The sequence below is a fragment of the Pseudomonas sp. PDM21 genome (assembly GCF_014852505.2).
Taxonomy (GTDB): Bacteria; Pseudomonadota; Gammaproteobacteria; order Pseudomonadales; family Pseudomonadaceae; genus Pseudomonas.
On the sequence record NZ_CM181223.1, the window covers coordinates 3,537,973 to 3,558,426 of the forward strand.

The following is a 20,454-nucleotide window of genomic DNA, read 5'->3' on the forward strand; positions in this document are numbered from 1 at the left end:
TCCGAACCGAAGTGACTCCCCGACATGCCCATACCCTCCTCCAACCCCCGACACTCGCTGCTCGCGCTGGCTTGTGCCGGCCTGCTGCTCGGCGGCTGCTCGGCGATCAGCGAACATGAGACGCCGGTTGCCCATCTGCCCCCCGGTGGCGACTGGCAGGCGCTCGCCAGCGGTACTGCCGCGCAGGAACCGCCCGCCGACTGGTGGCGGTTGTATCAGGACCCGCAGCTCGACTTGCTGGTAACCCGGGCCCTGCGGCATAACCAGGACCTGCAAGCCTCCCTCGCCCACATCGACGAGCTGCTGGCCCTGTTGGGCCAGGCGCGGGCGCAGCGCTGGCCGAGCACCACGGCGAGCTGGCAGACCTTCTACGGCCGCACCAGCGATGACCAGACCGAAGCCAAGGCCACCGGCATCCGCGCCGGCTCGCAGTGGAACCAGATGCCGGGGTTCGCGCTGGACTACCAGCTCGACCTGTGGGGCGAGGTGCGCCAGTCGATCCTCGGCGCCCAGGCCAACGCGGAGGCCGCTCAGGCCAGTCACGACCAGTTGCGGGTCAACATCGCTGCCGGCACCGCCCGCGCTTATGCCAATGCCTGCGCCTATGCCGCGCGTGCCGTCATCCAGCAGCACTCGGTATCGACCGTGGAACGCAGCCTCGACCTTACGGTCCGCCAGCGTCGCGCCGGGCTGGTCACCGACCTGGAGGTGGACCGCGTGCGCAGCCTTCTGCAGGAAATCCGCGCCCTGCTGCCGCGCCTGGAGGCTGAACACCAGGCCGCGCTGGAAGAGCTCGGCGTGCTCACCGGCAGCGCGCCGGGACAATTGCCGGCAACCGTCAGCGACTGCCAGAGTGTGCCCCGACTGAACCAGGCGCTGCCGGTCGGCGATGGCTGGGCGTTGCTGCGACGCCGCCCGGACATCCGCGCCGCCGAACGTGCGCTGGCGGCTGCCGGGCATGAAGTGGGTGTACGCCAGGCCGATTTCTATCCGAGCGTGTCCTTCGGCGCGTCGATCAGCTCCTCCGCCGAGCGCCTGCACGACCTCGGCGAGCACGAGGCGATCACCTATGCCGTCGGCCCGCTGATCCGCTGGAGCTTTCCCAACCTGCTGACCACCCGTGCCCGCCTCGACGGCGCGCAGGCCCACGAGCGCCAGCAGCTCGCACGCTTCCAGCAGCAGGCGCTGGTGGCGCTCAAGGAGGTTCGCCAGAGTCTCGCCCGCTACTACGGCGAGAGCGGCCACCGCGATGCGCTGGTCGGTGCGCTGGCCAGCAGCCGCAACGCCTACCGTCTGGCGCAGGTGAACTACCAGGCTGGCTCCCTGGATTTCCTCGACGTGCTCGACAGCGAGCGCGCGATGGTCCGCCTCGAAGCAGACAAGGCCGAAGCCGACCGGCAACTGGTCGAGCGCCAGATCGAACTCTTCCACGCCCTCGGAGGCGGCTGGCAGGACGAGCCAGCCCAGGAGCTTGCCGGGCGCACCACTTTTTCTACAGGACCCGCCCGATGAACATGGCCGTCGATGAACAACAAGCTGCCTCCACCGAACCGGCGACAAGGATCATCGGCAAGCGCCGCCTGATGGGGCTGGGCGGCGGCTTCCTTGCCGTGGCCGCGCTGGGCTATGGCCTCTACTGGGCCAACATCGGCCGCTACCTGGAGGAAACCGACGACGCCTATGTGCGCGCGGACTGGATCACCATCAGCCCGAAGGTCTCCGGCTACGTCGACGAGGTGCTGGTGGAGGACAACCAGAGCGTGGCCGTCGGCACCCCACTGGTACGGATCCAGGATCGCGACTACCGGGCCCGCCTGCAGCAGGCGCAAGCTCGGCAGGCCGAGGCCCGCGCCGCCATCGTCGCGCAGCAGGCCGCGCTGGTGACACTGGACGCGCAGTTGATGGAGCAACAGGCGCTGATCGACCAGGCTGCCGCCGATATCGACAGCGCTCGCGCCGAGCGCCAGCGCGCGCAACTGGACTACCAGCGCTACCGCGACCTGGTGGCCCAGAAGGCAGCCAGCGACCAGCGCCTAGAGAGCGTGACTGCCGACTTCGCCCGCGCAAGATCAGCGTTCAGCCGCGCCGAAGCCGCGGCCAGCCGGCAACGTACCCGCCTGAGCGTGCTTCAGGCCAGCCGCGAGCAGGCCGCCGCCCAGTTGCAGCAACAGCAGGCTCGCGCCGCCGGGGCGGATGCCAGTCTCGCCCTGACAGAAAACGAACTGGAAGACACGCTGGTCCGCGCGCCCATCGCCGGCGTGGTCGGCCAGCGCCGCGCACGCCAGCGCCAGTACGTCACTCCCGGCCTGCCGCTGTTGGCGCTGGTGCCGGTGGCGCAGTCCTATGTGGTAGCCAACTTCAAGGAAACCCAGCTGCGCCGCATGCGTCCTGGCCAACCCGTCGAAGTGCGCGTGGACAGCTTTCCCGAGGCGACTCTGCGTGGCCACATCGAGAGTTTCTCGCCAGGCTCCGGCGCCCTCTTCGCCCTGCTGCCGCCGGACAACGCCACCGGCAACTTCACCAAGATCGTCCAGCGCTTCCCGGTGCGGATCGCCCTCGACCCCGGCGCCCGCCAGCAGGTGCCGATCCTGCCCGGCATGTCGGTGATCGCCGAAGTGGATACCCGCTCCGATGGCGAGGCGCAGCACCATGAATAGAGAGACCGGTGACAGCGAAAAGACCTCGCTCAAGGCCTGGGTGGCGGTGATCGGCGGGTTGCTCGGCTGCTTCATGGCCGGCATGAACGTCCACGTCACCAGCGCCGCCCTGCCGGAAATCCAGGGCTCGCTGAGCGCCAGTTTCGAGGAAGGCTCGTGGATCTCCACGGCCTACCTGGTCGCGGAGATCGTGATGATCCCACTGACGGCCTGGCTGGTGGAGGTGTTTTCCCTGCGCCGGGTGATGCTGGTGGGCTCGGCAATCTTCCTGGCGGCCTCGGTGGCCTGCTCGTTCTCGCCCAACCTCGCCACCCTGATCGCCATCCGTGTCATCCAGGGCGCGGCCGGCGCAGTGCTGATTCCGTTGTCGTTCCAGCTGATCATCACCGAGCTGCCGGCCTCGCGGGTGGCCATGGGCATGGCGCTGTTCAGCCTGTCCAACAGCGTCGCCCAGGCCGCCGGCCCGTCCATCGGCGGCTGGCTCACGGACGCCTACAGCTGGCGCTGGATCTTCTACCTGCAACTGGTCCCCGGCGTGCTCCTGCTGGCCGCCGTGGCCTGGGCCATCGAGCCCAGGACCATGCAACTGGAGAAACTGCGCAATGGCGACTGGCTGGGCATTGCCAGCATGATCATCGGCCTGGGCGCGGTGCAGATCGTGCTGGAGGAAGGCGGCCGCAAGGACTGGCTCGGCTCCGATTTCATCGTCTGGATGCTGGTCATCGGTGTGTTCGCGCTGTTGCTGTTCATCTACACGCAACTGTTCGGCCAGCGCTCGTTCATCAACCTGCGGCTGCTGGCCGGCTACAACTTCGGCGTGGCCAGCGCGGCGATGTTCATCTTCGGTGCGGCGACTTTCGGGCTGGTGTTCCTGGTGCCCAACTACCTGTCCCAGCTGCACGGTTACAACGCCCGCGAGATCGGCGTGAGCCTGATCGCCTATGGCGTCGTGCAGTTGCTGCTGGCACCGCTGATGCCACACCTGATGCGCTGGCTGAATCCCAAGCTGATGGTCGCCACCGGATTCGCCATCATGGCGCTGGGCTGCTACCTGGGCGCGCACCTGGACGCCGACAGCGCGGCCAATGTGATCATTCCCTCGACGGTGGTGCGTGGCATCGGCCAGCCTTTCATCATGGTGGCGCTGTCGGTGCTGGCGGTCTCGGGCCTGTCCAAGCAGCAGGCCGGCTCAGCCTCGGCGCTGTTCTCCATGCTGCGCAACCTGGGCGGCGCGGTGGGTACGGCGGCGCTGACGCAGATCGTCTCGCAGCGCGAGCGCTTCCATTCCGAGCGCATCGGTGAGCAGGTGACGCTCTTCTCGCCCGCGGTGCAGGAGCGCCTGCAGGACGATCCGGGCGGTGCCTTCGGCCTCAACGAGTGGTTGCCGGCACAGGCTGAAACACTGGCCCGGCTCGGCGCGCACATCCGTCACGAGTCATTCCTCATGGCCTACGGGGATGCGTTCTACCTGTCCTTCCTGGCGCTGCTGGCCTGTGCGGTGGCCGCGCTGGCCCTGCGCAGCAACCGCCAGGCCTGATCGTCACTCGATGCCGAAGTGAATGCTGTAATCCACCTTGGTCCCGCGGCGGGCGGTGGCGCGCATCTGATAGACCTGCACGCTGTAGGTCCCCGAGGCCGGCAATGCGCCGCTCCAGTCCTGGCCGACCGAGCCGCTGCCCAGGGCGGTCGACTCGCCCGGTTTGTCGCCCGGCGCAAATACGTTGAAGTTGGCGTTGCTGCTGCCGCTGACGCCGACTTTCATGTGCTGCCCGGCCTTGGCCGACAGGGTGTAGAGAACCGTGTCGTAGCCCTTGAAGCTGCCTTTGACGGTGGTGCTGCTCGCGCCCTTGGTGAAGTGCACCGGGACCGTGGTGACGGTATCGGCGGCCAGCGCGAGTGCCGGGGTGGCACTGAGCAGGCAGAACAGCAGCAGTGAGGTTTTCATGGTGGTCATCCTGTGGTCAGGGGTTGGAAGTCATGAGGCCGCCAGCCAGGTCTGGCCGGCAAGGTAAGCGACGAATTCGTTCAGCGGCATCGCCTTGCCGAACAGCCAGCCCTGGCCGTACTGCACGCCGCGCTGACGCAGGTACTGCAGCTGCTCGTCGGTTTCGACGCCTTCGGCCACCATCCGCAGCGCCAGCTGGCGAGCCATGGCGATGGTGTGGTCGGTCACCGGGCAAGGCGCGCCGTCCGATAGTGACTGGACGAAAGAGCGGTCGATCTTCAGCAGGTCCAGTGGCAGGCGCTGCAGGTACTGCAGGCTGGAGTAACCGGTGCCGAAATCATCCAGGGCGATCGGGTGGCCCGCCTCGCGGCTTTGCGCCAGTGTCCGGTGCGCGGCGTCGATACTCAACAGGCAGCTTTCGGTCACTTCCAGCCAGATGCTGCCGGGATCGATGCCCGCCTGCTGCCGTGCTTCGGCCAGGTGCGGCAGGAAGCTCCCGCTTGCCACGTCGAGTGCCGAGAGGTTGATCGACACATGCTGCAATTCCCCCGAGGCGAGGCTGGCGCCCAGGTCGCGGCAGACCGTCGAGATCACCTGCGCGGTGATCGACTCGACCAGGCCACTGGATTCGGCCAGGGGCAGGAAGCTCTCAGGCAGGGTCACCGAGCCGTCCTTGCGACGCCAGCGCACGAGCGCTTCGGCGCCGATGCAGCGGCCATCGCGCAGGTCGAGGATGGGCTGGTAGAAGGCAGTGAACTCATCGTTCGCCACGGCCCGTGTCAGCACTGCCAGAGGCGACAGATAGGCACGCACGCGACGTGCAACCACCCAGCACCACAGGCCGGAAAGCAGCAGGGCCAGCGGTGCGAGCATGAGCAGCTCGCGCCACAAGTCGCGGACCAGGGCCTCGCGACTGACCGCAGCCACTGTCTGCCAATTGCCGTGGTTGACCCGCGTATAGAGGTAACCACCCCGCAGCGCGGTGTGCGGCTCGCTATGGATGCGCGTGAGAACCTGGGCAAAACCGGCGGCCGGCGTGCCCAGCCAGTGCCCTGCCGGTGTGCCCAGGGCCAGGCTGACGCCGGGCGCGAGGGAGGTTTCGAGGAAGTGCTCGGGGTCGATCAGCAGGTTGAACGCCGCATCGCGCAGGGCCAGCATGGGTTTTGCCGGCGCCACGTAGGGCTGCACGTTGATGGATACGCCCAAGCCCTCGCGGGTTCGGAAATCTTCCGGCCAGCGCTCCGCCGCGCGGCCGACCAGGCCCCAGGAACTGCATACGAACACCTCTTCCTCGACGTAGCCGACCGCCTTCACCGCTAGCGTGTCGATGGCCAGCAGACGCATCTGCTCGATGCCTTCCGCCGAGCAGGGAGGCAGCGGCGAGCGGTTCAGCTCGCGCAGCGTCGCGGCGGCCTGGGCGAAGGTGTCGTCCGCCCGTTGGGAGGCGAGCCTGGCCAGCGTCTCCAGGCGTTCGCCGGTGTGTTGCACGACCAGGCTCCAGGCCAGGTAGCCGGTGCCGGCCAGTACCAGAGCAACACCCAGCAGGCTGGCGATGGCGCCGGCCCTGACGATGCGAGCGCGACTCATGATGGGTCTCCAGAGGGCGCACGGCATGCGCCCGAGCGGGATGGTTGGCTACCAGAGGTAGCGGTAGCCGAGGGTCAGCGACAGCGGTTGCTCGATCTCGTTGCCGTTGGCGTAGTGGACCTCGGCCATCAGTTTCTGATGGGCGCTGACCAGCAGCGAACCGCCGGCGCCGAGTTCGGCACGGGAACCCGGCAGCTGGTTGTCCAGCGCGTGGCCGTTGACCTTGACCGTGCTGTCGCCGGCCAGCTCATCGATCCACGAGGCGCTGAGGTAGCCCTGCAGCTGCGCACCGGAGTCCAGTTGCCAGTTCCGCCCGGCACGCCCGCCCGCCCGAGCCTGGACGGAGTCCACGGCGTCGCCGTCCACTTCCAGTTCGTCACTGCTGGTGTACTGCGGCCCTTGCAGATGGGCGCCAGAAAGCTGTACCTGCGGCTCGACGAACCAGCCCTGGCCCAGTTGCACGGTACGACCCAGCTCGACGCTGGCGCCGTAGGCGTCGGAGTCGTAGTGGCCGCGGACCTGGCCACCGCTGTTGGTCGGCACCTTCACGTCACCGCGCAGGTGGTCGTACTTGAGTACCGAGTCAAGGTACCAGCCGTCTTCGCGCACGTAGGTGGCGTACAGGCCGACGCTGCGGCTGTCGAGGTCGCCGGAGCTGTGCTCGCCGAAGTCCTGGTCGGCATGGCCCGCCCCGAGCATGCCGCCGACATAGAGAGTGCCATCAGCCTGTTCGAAGGCGCGGTCGGCGCCGATCTCGGCCCCGCTCAGGCTCTGCTCGAAAGCGCGGCTGTCGCCGCTATCGACGTTCAGCTTGCCGCCCATGGCGCGGGTCCACAGGCCGCCCTGGTCATGGCCCTGGCGCAGTTCGCCGAGGCGGCGGGTCAGGGTGCCCAGTTCGCTCTGCCAGAGGTTGGCGGCGGCAGTCTGCATGCCCAATGCGGCGTTGGCTCCCTTGGACAGGCGCTGGGCCTGGCTGGCCGGGCGCGATGCCGGGGTCAGTGTGCTCATGGCAATGGCCGGGGTACCCGTGGCGACGGCGGGTTGATTCGCCGATGTCAGTGCCGTCATCGGCAGCGTATCGACCTTGGGCTGGGGCACCAGCTGGGGGCGCATCGAGGGGGTCATCGCCGTCATGGGAATGATCGAGCCATTGGGCTGCGGCACGAGTTGCGGGCGCATCGACGGATTCAACGAAGTCATGGGCACGCTGCTGCCGTTGGGCTGGGGCACCTTCTGCGGCGGGATCGAGGGATTGAGCGCCGTCATCGGAATACTGCTGCCGTTGGGCTGCGGGACCAGCTGCGGGCGCAGCGCCGGAGTGAGCGCAGTCATCGGCGCCACTTGCCCGGTCTGCACCAGGTACCAGTCGTTGCCCTGCTGCTGCAGCCCATAGCGGAAGGCGCCGGCATCGACATGACCGCCCAGCAGGCTGAACTGTCCGGCGCCGCCACCGGTGCCGACCAGTTTCAGCGGGGCACCCTGGGCGTCCCGGCCGCTGTCGGCCACCAGTATCTCGTGGCTGCCCTGGGCCTGGCCCAGCACCTGCAGCAGGTCACCCTGGGAGGTGGAAAGATCGGTTTTCATCTGGAAGTGGCCATTGCCGCTGAGGTCGCCATTCACCGTCAGCACCTGGTAGCCGGGGCCGCTGAAGAACACTGCGGAATCGCGCAGCTTGAGATTGCCCAGGGAGGCGTTACCGGCAAACTCCCAGGTGCTGGTGCCCAGGTCCATGTCCAGCCGGCCACGGGACGGAGCCAGCAACTGGGTGTTGCCATGCAGGGTGCTGCCGTTCGCGAGCAGGTCGAACTGGCCGTTGTCCTCGACGCTGGCAAGGGTCGGGGTTTCCACTGTCGAGCTCTCCAGAGCGGCGTTCAGCACGCTGCCCGGACGAACCAGGAAGGCACTGCCGGTGACGACATGCAGCTGCGCGCCCCGGGCATCAACATGGCCCTGGCTGCCGCTGGCGGTTTCGATCAGGTCCTGCTGGCCGGTGAGCGCTGAGTCGGTCAGTTCCAGCTGGCCGATACCCTGCCCTCCGGAGAACAGCACGGTGCTGCCATCGACATTGGCGGCCTGGCTGTCCCGCAGGCCGATACGGCTGTCGCCGCTGATTTCCAGCGCGGAGGACTGGGCGCCTGCGCTCAGCAACTGGGTATTTTGCAGCTCGATCTGGCTGGACCGGCCGGCCAAGGCAGCAGCGGACTGGCGCCCCTGGGTGAACACCGAGCCGTCGCTCATGGCGATGGCCGAGCCGTCCCGGGCGCTCAGCGCAGCGGCATAGTTTCCCTGTGTATTCACCGTACTGCCCTGGCCCAGCAGCACCTGGCTGCCGTTGTTCGCGGAAACGCCGTAGCTGGAACTGCCCTCGGTGAGAATCCGCGTGTCGACCAGCTCCAGCGGGCCGCTGGCGCTCAGGCCGACGCCTGCGCTCTCGGCCTTGTGCGTGTGGATCTGCGAGTGGCTGACCAGACCGGGAAGCGCGTCACCTTCCACGAGGATGCCGGTACTGCTGGTCTCGAAGGTTTCGATGCGCGAATGCTCCACCTGCAGGGCCGAGGCCCCCGACACCTGTATGCCGTAGCTGAGGATGCCGCGCGTCACCAGGCTCGAATCGCTCAGCCGCAGGGAGCTGCTGTCGACGCGGATGGCCGGGCTACGGCCACCCAGCGTCTGCGCATCGAGCGCCGTCGCGTCCACAACCGCGCCGCCGAGAGCTTGCAGCGCGCCGCCGCTGCCGGCATTGCGCAGCAGCACATCACGCAGGGAAAAGTCAGTGCCCTGCACATTGACAGCTGGGCCGCTGCCGGGGATATCGATGCGCGACTGCACCAGCGCGTGGGGTAGCGCACTGGCGACGGTGAAGACCTGGGGAGTGCTGAAGTCCGCTGCCAGCGCCGGGGCGGCGATAAACAGGGCGATGACAAGCGCAAGCGGTGTGTGGGACAGGTTGGGAATGCGTGTGAGGGGTTCCATGGCGAGTCACCTTGAGGGGAAGCGGTTGAGGCCATTCTTGGCGTGCCCGCTCAAAGTGAGGATGCGAAAACCAGTCACGATTTGTAGGAAAATGATTACACGAGTGCGATCACCATGCCTTAGAGTGAAGGGCAACCCAGGGGGAACAGATGGCGCGGATACTGATCGCGGACGAACACCCGATGACCCGCTACGCGGTGCGCATGCTGCTGCAGGCGGAGCGCCACACGGTGGTCGGCGAGGCCTGCAACGGACTCGAGGCGCTGAGCCTGACTACCCGCCTCGCGCCAGACCTGCTGATCATCGACATCGACCTGTCGCAGCTCACCGGCCTGGATGTCATCTCGCGCCTGCGCGGCCGTGGCCTGACGCTGCCGATCCTGGGCTACAGCACGCAGGATTCGGAACACTACGTCGGCCGTTTCCTGCAGGTGGGCGCCTCAGGCTTCGTCAGCAAGCACCAGGACATCGACCGCCTCAAGGAAGCCCTGGCGGTGGTCTTGCGTGGGCACAGCTACTTCCCTTCCGAAATGCTGGGCAGCGTGCATCGCGCCAGCCTGTACGAGAACGACGCCGAGCGCGTCGCTTCGCTGTCCAACCGCGAACTCAGCGTGCTCAGCCTGCTGGCAAGCGGCTACAGCAACCAGGAAATCGCCCACGAGCTCACCATCAGCGAGAAATCCGTCAGCACCTACCGCGCACGCATGCGCAGCAAGCTCAACCTCACCAGCATGCTCGATCTGATCGACTTCGCCCGGCGCAATCATCTCGCGGCACCGGCGAGTCATACCCATGACCCGGGCGCCGACGGCGGCGAAGCGCCCCTGTGGCGCTCCATGGTGGAAAGCCTGCCAGCGGCTTTCTACGTCCGAGATACCGAGGCGCGCCTGGTGTACGCCAACCCGGCGCACCTGGAGCTGTACCAGGCGGAACTGGACGACGTGCTCGGCACCCGCACCACCGAGGTGGACTGGTATCAACCGACCGATGCCCGCAACATGCTGCGCTTTCTGCAGCGCGCACTCGCCGAGGAACAGCCCTTCAGCAAGGACATCGAACTCTCGGTCCACGGCGAACGCCGCGTGCTCCACCACTGGGGCACACCTTACCGCGACCGCGACGGCAACCTGCTCGGGATGATCTGCTGCAGCACCGACATCACCGAACGCTACGATCAGCTCAACGAACTGCGCGGCCGTGCCGAAGCCAGCGAACTGGCGCACCAGCAACTGACCGATCTTTTCACCAGCGCGACGACCCATCTCAACGAACGTATCGAGGCGCTCGCCAACACCCTCGCGCAGCCCAATTCCAAGGACCTCGACCAGGCCCTGGCGATACTCGAGGAACTGAAGGTCCACGGCGCCTCGCTCAAGCGGGCGCTCATCGCCCAGGACGAGGTTCCCCTGATGCCGACGCGGCTGGACGAGCTCGCCTCCGAGGTCCTCGACGTCCTGCACGCACCGGCCGACCAGAAACAGCTGCCGCTGAAACTGGAGGCCGACAGTCGCTCGCGCAATGCCCTGCTGGTCGACGCCAAGTCCCTGCGCGAAGCTCTGCGACACCTGGGGCTGTACGTGATCGACCTGACCGACGACGGCAGCGTCCGATTGCGCATCGCCGCCAGCCCGAAGCAGCAGCAAATGGGTGTGCGCATCACCCTCGAAGGCCTTCCGGGCAGCAAGCGCCGTGAACTGCGCGCCTATTCCCTTTCAGAACTGACCCGCGATTACCCCACGCGCAACCCGGCCCGCAACAGCCTGAGCCTGAATATCGCCCAGCACCTGATCAACAGCCTCGGCGGCGAGCTGCAGGTTTCTCATCTGCCCGGCCAAGGCTGCTGCGCCACCGTGCACCTGCTGCTGCAACAGGCCAGCACGCGCTGAGTGCCTCCGCGGCACCGCTCATACGATCGTACAAGGCCCTGCGCAGCGCTTCTTACCTTGGGTGAATTGTCCGCCCGGGCCTCCCCCTGCACCCTCTCCCTCCCCCTTGCCGGCCTCTGAAAAGGGCTCCTGCCGCCCGTTGCCGGCTCCAGAAAGCTGCCTGCCCGGCCACTTATAAATTCAACAAAGGTTGTACCCATGAGCGTGTTTGATGTCATTGAACATTCCCCAGTATCGAAATTTCACCGGAAATTGCTGCTGGCCTGCTGCGGAGGCCCCTTCCTCGATGGCTACATCCTCAGCCTGATCGGCATCGCGCTGATCGGCTTCGGTCAGGACATCGCCGCCACCTCGGTGGAAACCGGCCTGATAGGCGCTGCCTCGCTGCTCGGCATCTTCTTCGGCGCAACGGTGTTCGGCGCCATCACCGACCGCATCGGCCGGGAAACCATGTACGCCCTGGACCTCACCGTGCTGGTGATCGCCTGCGGCCTGTCGGCCTTCGTCACCGAGGCCTGGCAACTGATCGTGCTGCGTTTCGTCATCGGCCTCGCGGTCGGCGCGGATTACCCCATCGCCACTTCGCTGCTCACGGAGTTCACCCCGTCCAAGCGCCGCGGCTTCATGATCGGCGTGTCCGGACTGGCCTGGTCCTGCGGCGCCATGACCGCCTTCATCGTCGGCTACCTGATGGTCTCCTGGACCGGCGACCACTCGCTGTGGCGCTGGATGCTGTTCAGCGGCGCGGTATTGGGCATCATCGTTGTGCTGATCCGCCGCGGCATCCCGGAATCGCCGCGCTGGCTGGCCAGCAAGGGACGAATCGAGGAAGCGCAGAAGGTCATCAAGCTGGTCTATGACAAGGACGTGGTAATCACTGCCGCCGATGTCGCCGAGCTGAACGACGGTGGCCGTCATCGTTCGTGGAAAAGCGACCTGAAGATGATTTCCTCGGGCGGCTACCTCAAGCGCACCATCATGTGCGGCATGCTCTACTTCGCGCAGATCACGCCCCAATATGTGCTCTACACCTTCGGTAGCATGATCCTGCTGACCGCTGGCATCAAAGGCGAGAACTCCTCGACCCTGGGCGAGCTGATGATCGCTATCCTCTTCGCCATCGGCGTGATCCCGGCGCTGAAGCTGGTGGAAACCTGGGGCCGCCGCCCCATGGTGGTGGTGCCCTTCGCACTGATGGCGTTGCCGCTGCTGGCACTGGGCCTGTGGGCGGACGCCCCGGCCTGGTTCATCGTCGGCGCTTTTGCCTTCTACGCCTTCGTTTCCGGCGGCCCGAGCATCCTGGAGTGGATCTACCCCAACGAGCTGTTCCCCACTTCCGTACGCGCCACCGCTGTCGGCGTTGCGGTCGGTTTCAGCCGCATCGGCGCGGCGACCGGCACCTACCTGATGCCCATCGGCATCGAGTCCATCGGTCTGCAGGCAACCCTGCTGATCGGTGCGGCGATTACCCTGCTGGCGTTCTTCATCTGCCTGGCGTGGGCGCCGGAAACCAAGGGCCGCTCGCTGCAGCAATCGGCATCGCTGAGCCTGGCGACCTGATCCGCTCCTGCGTTTGACCCGAAGCCCATCGGCGCTGCCGATGGGCTTTTTTGTGCCCGGCGATCCGGCCAGGCACGGCGTTCCCTGTAGGGACGAGCGATGCTCGCGATCCGTCAGCAACGCTTACGGTACCGATGCACGACGGGACGCGCGGACTTCTTCCGCGGTTCGCGGGCATGGCCCGCTCCTACAAGGGAGTCGCGGTGCTAATCGTTGTAGGCGCGCACAAAAAAGGCCGCCCGAGGGCGGCCTGAAAGTGCGGCGACGCCGCACACTGTGAAGCTTTACTGCTTGGCGGCCCAGGCGTTGAAGCGCTGCTCCAGCTGCTCGCCATGGTCGGCCCAGAAGGCCGCATTCATCGCAACCTGACCGGCCAGGTTGGCCTCATCGGTAGGCATGTTGGTGCGGCGGGCGGCGTCCACCAGCGGAACCGCGGCACGGTTCACCGGGCCATAGGCGATCTGCTGCGCGTAGTTCTTCTGCTGTTCGGTCTGCAGCACGTACTGGATGAAGCGCAGGCCTTCCTCGGTATTCTTCGCGCCCTTGGGAATGGCGAAGGCGTCCATGTCATAGATGCCGCCATTCCACACCACGCGCAGCTGGCTTTCGTCCTGAACGGCAGCGATGCGGCCGTTGTAGGCGGAGCTCATCACCACGTCGCCGGAAGCCAGGTATTGCGGCGGCTGTGCGCCGGCTTCCCACCACTGGATGCTCGGCTTGATCTGGTCGAGCTTCCTGAAAGCGCGGTCCTGGCCTTCCTTCGTCCCGAGCACGGCGTAGACATCCTTCGGCGCCACGCCGTCGGCCATCAGGGCGAACTCCAGCGTGTACATCGCGCCCTTGCGCAGGCCGCGCTTGCCAGGGAATTTCTGCGTGTCCCAGAAATCCGCCCAGCCGGTGGGCGCGCTCTTGAGCTTGTCGGCGTTGTAGGCCAGCACCGTGGACCAGACGAAGAAGCCCACGCCGCACTGCTGTACCGAACCATCCAGCAGCTCCGGGGCGAGCTTGGCGATACCCGGCTGCTCGCCGATTTCCTGCAGCAGGCCCTCGTCGCAGGCCCGCGCCAGTTCCGGCATTTCCATCTCCACCACATCCCAGGAGACGCTGCCGGTATCGACCTGCACCTTGACCTTGGCCATCTCGCCGTTGAACTCGTCGGCGATCAGGCGGCTGCCGCTCTGCTGCATGTAGGGCTGGTAGAAGGCCTTGACCTGGGCAGCCTTGTTGGCGCCGCCGTGGGAGACCACGGTGAGGTCGGCGAAGGCAGGGAAAGTCGCCGCGCAACCCAGGGCGCAGGCGATGGAGGAACTCAGGATCTTGTTCATTGTTATGGTCTCCGGTGAGTAGACGGCCCGCCTCGCGGCAGGCGGCGCCATTCGCAGCCTGCAAGGGCTCGCATGGCGCACTGCCAGCTAGTCTTGAGGCCGCCGCCAGGCTCCACAATCAGACGGAACTACAATTTGAAGGGCCCCGCTCGTATCCCGGTACGAAGCCCGCAAGGCTCGCTCAAGCCAGGCGCGACAAGGCCTCGCGCTTGGTGGCATGCTTGCCGGCCTGATCGATAGCCACTCCTGCCCGCGGACCCGCCATGCCTTTCCATATCCAGGACATCCTCGACAACGCCTCCCTGCGCACCCGTCTGCTCGGCGGCAGCGAGGGCGTCGGCCGGCGCCTGCGCTGGGCGCATGTGTGCGAGCTTGCGGACCCGACCCAGTGGCTGGGTGAAGGCGACCTGCTGATGACTACCGGCATCGGCATTCCCGCCCAGGCCCAGGCGCAACGGGATTACCTGAAGCGGCTGGCCGGGGCACGCATCTCGGGGCTGATGATCGGCGAGAACATGCAGGCCCCGGCGGATATCCAGGCGCTGCAGGACGAAGCCTGCCAGCTGGGTTTCCCGCTGCTGATGACCGATTACGCGGTGCCCTTCTCCGCCGTGACCCGCGCCATCGTCGACGCCAGCAAACAGGAAGAGCACGAGCGTCGCAGCGCCGTGACGCGCATCTATGAAAGCGCCCGCATCGGCCTGCGCGGTCTCGGCCTCGCCGGGCTGTTGCGCCGGTTGTGCAGCGACGTGCGCGCGCAGCTGTTCCTGTTCGACTCGGCGACGCTGCAACCCTGGCAGGAAGGCCTGCCGCCGCTGCCGGACAGCTGGCGGGCAACCCTCGCCCAGCGCCGCTCGGTGCCGGACACCGTGACCCGCTGCAGCAATGGCGAGCAGGAAGCGCTGGTGATGCCGCTACCGTCGCTGACCACCTGCGAAATCCTCGCCACGGGCGGCGAGCTGCTCGACTACGGCCTGCTGCATCACATCGTGGCGGTGCTGGGCATCGAGCTGGAACGCGCCCAGGTCGAGCATGAGCGCATGCTGCGGCTGGGTTCGGAACTGCTGGACGACCTGCTGCAACAGCGCCTAACCGAACGCGCGGCGCAGGAACGGCTGGCGCAGCTGAATTGCCCGGTGGATGCCGCCTGCCTGGTGCTGGCGCGCGCCGCCGGCGAGCTGCCGCAACACTGGCAGCAACGCCTTCAGCGGCTGGGAATGGGCCTGTTGGTGCGCCACCAGGGCAACGAGCTGATCCTGCTGCTGAGCGATCCGGCGCAGGCAGAAACGTTGCAGGCCGAGCTGGACTGCACCCTTGGCCACAGCAACCCGCTGGGCCATGCGTTGCGGGCGGTGGAAGCCCTGCGCGAGGCGCGCCTCGCGCTGGCCCATGCCAACCGCCAGCGTCCGTTGGTGGCCTATGCCGATGCCCAGGGCGAGCAGTCCTGGCTGCCGGCGAGCCTGGAAGAAGCACGGCGTGTGCATCGCCGGGTACTCGGTGCGCTGGCGGATTACGATGCGCAACAGGGTGGCCAGTTGCAGCACACCCTGCGCGTCTTCCTCGAGCAGAACCGTTCCTGGCAGAAGGCCGCGCAGTTGCTCAACGTGCACAAGCAGACGCTGGTCTACCGCATCCGCCGTATCGAGGAAATCACCGAGCGCTCGCTGGACTGCACCGAGGACGTGGCCGTCCTCTGGATCGCGCTGCGCTCGGCGCAGATTGCCGGAATAGATGCCGGAATCAGGGAATGATCACGAAGCTCTTGCGCACGGTTTCGCGGATATCCCAGGTGCCCTGACAGTTCGCCGGGAACAGCACGGCGTCGCCGGCGCGCAGTTCGATCGGCTCGCCGTCGTCCGGGATGAACAGGCAGTGGCCGCTGATGAAGTGGCTGAATTCCCGCGACAGCACCTGGCGCCGCCAGCGGCCGGGCGTGCATTCCCAGACACCGGTGAGCAGGCCGCCCTCGCCTTCCTCGGCGTGGGTCGCGGCGCTGGATACCGGAGTACCCAGGGGTTCCTTCACCGGTTGCGGCGCCGGCAGTTCGAGGCCGGCGGTGCCGGTGAGCAGGATCGGTTGGGGCATGGTTCTTTCTCCTAGAGGTCCTTGTCTTCGAGTCCCGCCGGGGCAAAGCCGGCCAGGGTACGGTCGAGCCAGCCGCCCTTGCGGTTCTGCGCCTCGGCCTGTTCCTTGCGTTGCACCGCGCCGCGCACCATCAGGCCGCCGACGTAGCGCACCGGTTCGAGCGGGAAGCGCTTGGGCTGCCGGCCGACCAGGCCGCAACGGCTCCATTCGTCATCGATACCCAGCGCCAGGCTGGCGAGGATGCGCCCGCCCAGGCGGCTCGGGCCGACTCCGTTGCCACTCCAGCCGATGCCGTAGACGATGTGCGGCGCGCCCTCCAGGTGGCCGAAGACCGGCAGGCTGTCGTAGGTACGGTCGATGGGGCCGGACCAGCTGTGGGTCACCGCTACGTCGTCCAGTTGCGGGTAGGTGCGGCGCAGGTCCTGTTCGGTGTCTTCGCTGAGCTGCGGGTTGTGGTCGTAGCTCTCGTCGATGCGACTGGCGAAGCTGATCATCCCGGTGCCCTTGCCGAAGGCGATGCGGCCGTCCTGCGTGGTGCGGTAGTAGTCGACCATCAGCTGCGAGTCGGTGATGGCTTCGCCGCCGGTCCAGCCGATCTGTTCCAGGCGCTCGGGGATCGGCGCGGTGGCGACCACGGTGCTGGTCACCGGCAGGATGGTGCGGCGCAGTTCGGGAATCGCCGCCGCCCAGGCGTTGGTCGCCATCACCACCTTCGGTGCGCGCAGTTCGCCGCCGGGAGTGCGGATCACCGCCGGCCGGCCGCGATCGAAGCTGAGCATGGGGGTGTTCTCGAAGATGCGGACGCCCTTCTCCAGCGCCACCCGGCGCAGGCCGCGCACCAGACGGGCCGGCTGTACGGTAGCGTTGCTGGCTTCGAGCACGCCTTCGAGGTGCTTGGCGGAGCCGGCGCGGCTCGCCACCTCGCTATTGGAGAGCGACTGGAACACCGGCTCGCCGAGGCGTTCGCAGGTTTGCTGCACGCCCTTCCAGGCACCGCGCTGGGCGTCGGTGGTGGCAGTCCACAACCAGCCGGCGCGGCGGAAGTGCGCGTCGATGTCGTGGGCCTTGCAGAAATCCTCGATCTCACCGATGGCCGCCGCCGAGGCACGGGCCAGGCGCAGTGCCTCGTCCTTGCCGCACTGCGCGGCCAGCGAACTGATCTTTGGCCACCAGGACATGACGAAGCCGCCGTTGCGCCCCGAGGCGCCGCCGCCGCAGATGTCGCGCTCGATGATGGCGATACGGCAGTCAGGCTTGAGCTCCAGCAGGCGCAGCGCGGTCCAGAGGCCGACGAAGCCGCCGCCGACGATGGCCACGTCGACGTCGAGCGGGCCTTCCAGCGCAGGCAGCGGAGTCAGCTCGGAGGCGATTTCCTCCAGCCACAGGGAACGTTTCATGTGCGGATTCCAGGTTGAACGGTAGTGGCGCCACTGTCCTGCGTCAGGCCAGTGGCGAACAATCGTCCGTTCCATGCAATCCGGGGGAAGGCCTCATACGAAGATATGAAGCCATTGCGCTCCTGCCGGGGATATCAGGCCTTGGGCTTCTTCGGCGCCAGGCCCGGCTTGGCGAATTTCACGATCAGCCAGTTATCGGACTTGCCGTGCTTCACCGTGACCTCGGCCACGCGAATGCTCGACGGCACCGTGGCCAGTACCTGGCGGGCGTCCAGGCCCGGCTTGATGTACTTGTCGAGCTGCTCGTAGAGCCGGTAGCTGATCATCCCGCTGCGCAGCGCATGGGTCTCGAAGTCGCCAATGGCCTTGGCGTCGGCCTCGGTGCGGTTCGGGTTGAGAGTGTGCGCCAGCACGTCGACCACGTTCTTGTCGTCGGCGATGGCCACCAGCATGAAGCGTTTGGCCACCTCCTGCAGCACGCGCCGGTAGGCGGCGTCGTTGTATTCGCTGTAGAGCACCGCTTCGACCAGTTTCTGCTTGTCGAAGGTCAGCGCCAGGCGGAAGCGCGTGCCCGCGTAGTCCACGCCATCCTTGCAGCGCGCGGTGACGCCCATGGGCTGCAGGCATTCGACGAAGCCCTGCTGCTTGCCGAAGCCTTTCTGCGCCGCGCCGTAGTTGTACTTGCCGAACAGCGGATCAGCCGCCGACGCCATGCCCGCCACGCACATCAACAGTGCGCCCATTGCCCATCTGCCCATTACCAACTCGTCCCACGCAATGCAAAGGACGCGAGGATAGAGGATTCAGGGACCTCATGGCGCCCCGCAGACGACAATCGGAACATTGGAAGGCGATCCGGCGCCGACTCAATCGAACCGGTATTCCAGCCCCGCACCCGCATACCACGACCGCCCCGGCGCCGCCTCGTAATAGCGCCCGTTGCTGTCGCCGACTATCACCGAGCCGACGTACTGGCGATCCAGCAGGTTGTCCAGGCGCACCAGCTGGTGGAAGGTCCAGGGCCCGACGTGCTGCTCAAAGCGGGTGCGCCAGTTGAACACCGCGTAGCTGGGCGCCGGCTTGTCTTCGTTGCTGTCCTCGACGTAGACCTTGCTGCGGTACTGGCCTTCGAAGCCCATGCTGATGCCATCCTGCGGCTTCCACACCAGTTCGCCGAACAGGCTGCTGCCGGGCACACCGGGCAGGTGGTTGCCCTTCTCGATGGTACTGCCGCTTTCGACGAAGTCCTCGTCATAGGTGGCGTCGAGGCGCGTGTAAGCCAGGTTGGCCTGCCAGTGCTCGGACAGGTCGCTCTGCACGCCCAGCTCGAAACCCCGGCGCAGGGTCTTGCCGGCATTCTGGTAACTGGTGCGGCCGCCGCTGGAGCTGGCGACGACGATCTCGTCGTCGGTGCGTATCTCGAAGATCGCCGCGTTGACCCGCGTATTGCCGGCGACCCTGGCCTTCAGACCGACCTCATACTGGGTACTGGTGGCCGGGTCGAGGCCGAAGTTGAAACTCTCGCTCAGGCCCGGCGCGTAGGCCATCTCGGCCTGGGTCGGGGTCTCGAAACCCTTGCCGGCGCTGACGTAGCCGTGCAGGTCGGGAGTGAAGGCGTACATCACCGAGAGCGACGGGTTGTTCTGCTGGTACTTCTTCGAGCCGCTGGAGTCGCCGTTGGCCAGGTAGCGATCGTCCACTTCCATTTTCATGGTGCTGTGCCGCAGGCCCGCGTCGAAGGTCCAGTTGCCCAGTTCCCAGCGCGCCTGCACGTAGGGGTCGAGGCTGGTGGCGATGTCGTTCTCGTTGCGCCGCATCTCGCCCTTCACGCCCAACTGGTCGCCGCTGAAGTTCTGGAAGCCCTTGCGGTCATCCTCGCTGCGGTCGTAGTCCACCCCGGTGGTGACGGTCAACTCGCCCGGAGCGCTGTGCACCGGCTGGATCCAGCGCAGGGTGCCACCGTGGAATTCGCGGTCGAAGTCCACCACGCCACCGCCGCGCTGGGAGTTGGAAGCCACCGTCCTGGGGATCGACAGGTACTGCACCACGCTGCGCTGGCCGGCGTAGAGGTTTAACTGCAGTGTCGCATCCCCGAAATAGCGCTCGTAGTTCATGCCCAGCTGCTGGTGATCGATGCTCTTGCGCGTGTTGTACAGCTCGGCCGCCGGAGCGACGGAGCGCGGGTCGTGCTTATAGGCGTCCCAGGTCTGGCCCAGCGGGTCCTGCGTGTTGTTCTGCTCCAGGCTGCTGTAGATCAGCGCCATCCGGCTGTCTTCGTCGGGCTTGAAGTTGAGCTTGGCGAAGGTCTGGTCGCGGCGCGCGGCGCTGTGGTCGCGGTAGCCGTCGGTGTCCATGCGCGAGGCATCGAGCAGGAAACCAGCCTGGTCGGTGCCGCCTTCGGCATACAGGTGGTTCTTGTTGAAGCCGTCGCTGCCGAAGGTGGTTTCCGCGCCAACCTTCGGCGCCCCGTAACCGTCGCGGGAGAACATCTGGATCACCCCGCCGCTGTTGCTGCCGTAGAGCGTCGAGGCCGGGCCGCGCAGCACCTCGATGCGCTCGGCGACGTCGAGGTTCAGCGTCGCCGCCTGGCCCTGGCCGTCCGGTGTGCTGGCCGGGATGCCGTCGCTGAGCAGCTTCAGACCGCGAATGCCGAAGGCCGAGCGCGCACCGTAGCCACGGGAGGAAATCTGCAGGTCCTGGGCGTAGTTCTGGCGGTTCTGCACCACCAGGCCGGGCACCCGCTGCAACACTTCGGAGGCATTGACGCCGAGCTGGCCATCGCTGAGCTGCGGCTGCTGCACGGTGTCGATGGAGAACGGCAGGTCGAAGCTCGACACCGGCGCATAGGCGCCCGTCACCACCATGGGCGCGGCCAGCGCTTGCTCGGCGCTCTGCGGGTCGGCGGCGCGGGCCAGCTGGCCGTGGGTGACGCCGCAGATCAGCAGCGGCAGCAGTTTGAGTCGGGCGGGCACAACGGAGCGGGAAACAGGCACGGCAGCTAGGATTCTTCTGTAGGACCGAGCAACGATGCTGCCAGTC

14 protein-coding genes are annotated in these 20,454 nt (G+C 66.8%); 6 read left to right on the forward strand and 8 right to left on the reverse strand.

Translation table 11 applies throughout. The features are described from left to right. Positions 1-24 precede the first annotated feature (24 nt). The 3 genes from IB275_RS16330 to IB275_RS16340 are packed head-to-tail and all read left to right on the forward strand — an operon-like array spanning position 25 to position 4,194. Positions 25-1,512, forward strand: a complete 1,488-nt coding sequence (locus IB275_RS16330) for an efflux transporter outer membrane subunit (RefSeq protein WP_192296021.1) — start codon at positions 25-27, stop codon at positions 1,510-1,512. Further along, a complete protein-coding gene (locus IB275_RS16335) occupies positions 1,509-2,657 on the forward strand; it encodes an HlyD family secretion protein (protein WP_192296022.1) in 1,149 nt (382 codons plus the stop codon). Before IB275_RS16330 ends, IB275_RS16335 begins: the two co-directional genes overlap by 4 nt. Beyond that, positions 2,650-4,194 carry an MDR family MFS transporter gene (locus IB275_RS16340; protein ID WP_192296023.1) on the forward strand — a complete coding sequence of 515 codons (1,545 nt, stop codon included), beginning with the start codon at positions 2,650-2,652 and terminating at the stop codon, positions 4,192-4,194. Before IB275_RS16335 ends, IB275_RS16340 begins: the two co-directional genes overlap by 8 nt. 3 nt (positions 4,195-4,197) lie before the next feature. Here the strand turns inward: IB275_RS16340 and IB275_RS16345 are convergent, their stop codons facing one another. The 3 genes from IB275_RS16345 to IB275_RS16355 are packed head-to-tail and all read right to left on the reverse strand — an operon-like array spanning position 4,198 to position 9,162. Beyond that, positions 4,198-4,602: a g-type lysozyme inhibitor gene (locus IB275_RS16345; RefSeq protein ID WP_192296024.1), complete on the reverse strand. Its 405-nt coding sequence runs from the start codon at positions 4,600-4,602 to the stop codon at positions 4,198-4,200. Between the two features lie 30 nt (positions 4,603-4,632). Next, positions 4,633-6,189 carry an EAL domain-containing protein gene (locus IB275_RS16350; protein WP_192296025.1) on the reverse strand — a complete coding sequence of 519 codons (1,557 nt, stop codon included), beginning with the start codon at positions 6,187-6,189 and terminating at the stop codon, positions 4,633-4,635. Positions 6,190-6,237: 48 nt separating this feature from the next. Beyond that, positions 6,238-9,162: an autotransporter outer membrane beta-barrel domain-containing protein gene (locus tag IB275_RS16355; RefSeq protein ID WP_192296026.1), complete on the reverse strand. Its 2,925-nt coding sequence runs from the start codon at positions 9,160-9,162 to the stop codon at positions 6,238-6,240. A 149-nt stretch (positions 9,163-9,311) separates the two neighbouring features. Between IB275_RS16355 and IB275_RS16360 the strand changes: the two genes are divergently transcribed. After that, a complete protein-coding gene (locus IB275_RS16360; protein WP_192296027.1) occupies positions 9,312-11,048 on the forward strand; it encodes a response regulator in 1,737 nt (578 codons plus the stop codon). A gap of 198 nt (positions 11,049-11,246) precedes the next feature. Then, positions 11,247-12,608, forward strand: coding sequence for an MFS transporter (locus tag IB275_RS16365; RefSeq protein WP_192296028.1), 1,362 nt, complete (start codon positions 11,247-11,249; stop codon positions 12,606-12,608). A 284-nt stretch (positions 12,609-12,892) separates the two neighbouring features. Here IB275_RS16365 and IB275_RS16370 read toward each other — a convergent pair whose 3' ends face one another. Next, positions 12,893-13,933 carry an ABC transporter substrate-binding protein gene (locus tag IB275_RS16370; protein WP_192296029.1) on the reverse strand — a complete coding sequence of 347 codons (1,041 nt, stop codon included), beginning with the start codon at positions 13,931-13,933 and terminating at the stop codon, positions 12,893-12,895. A 263-nt stretch (positions 13,934-14,196) separates the two neighbouring features. Between IB275_RS16370 and IB275_RS16375 the strand changes: the two genes are divergently transcribed. Further along, the gene (locus IB275_RS16375) at positions 14,197-15,684 is read left to right on the forward strand and encodes a PucR family transcriptional regulator (RefSeq protein WP_192296030.1); all 1,488 of its coding nucleotides are present in this window, start codon (positions 14,197-14,199) and stop codon (positions 15,682-15,684) included. Here IB275_RS16375 and IB275_RS16380 read toward each other — a convergent pair. From IB275_RS16380 to IB275_RS16395, 4 genes are all read right to left on the reverse strand, one after another. Then, entirely contained in the window at positions 15,674-16,018 is a 345-nt protein-coding gene (locus tag IB275_RS16380; RefSeq protein ID WP_192210971.1) for a cupin domain-containing protein, read from the reverse strand. The two genes, IB275_RS16375 and IB275_RS16380, sit on opposite strands and share 11 nt — an antisense overlap. Positions 16,019-16,029: 11 nt before the next feature. Next, positions 16,030-17,415, reverse strand: a complete 1,386-nt coding sequence (locus IB275_RS16385; RefSeq protein ID WP_192296031.1) for an NAD(P)/FAD-dependent oxidoreductase — start codon at positions 17,413-17,415, stop codon at positions 16,030-16,032. 134 nt (positions 17,416-17,549) lie between these two features. Next, positions 17,550-18,173: a hypothetical protein gene (locus IB275_RS16390; protein WP_192296032.1), complete on the reverse strand. Its 624-nt coding sequence runs from the start codon at positions 18,171-18,173 to the stop codon at positions 17,550-17,552. 108 nt (positions 18,174-18,281) lie between these two features. After that, positions 18,282-20,279 (reverse strand): TonB-dependent receptor family protein, encoded by a 1,998-nt coding sequence (locus IB275_RS16395; RefSeq protein WP_192296106.1) that lies wholly within the window; start codon positions 20,277-20,279, stop codon positions 18,282-18,284. Positions 20,280-20,454 lie beyond the last annotated feature (175 nt).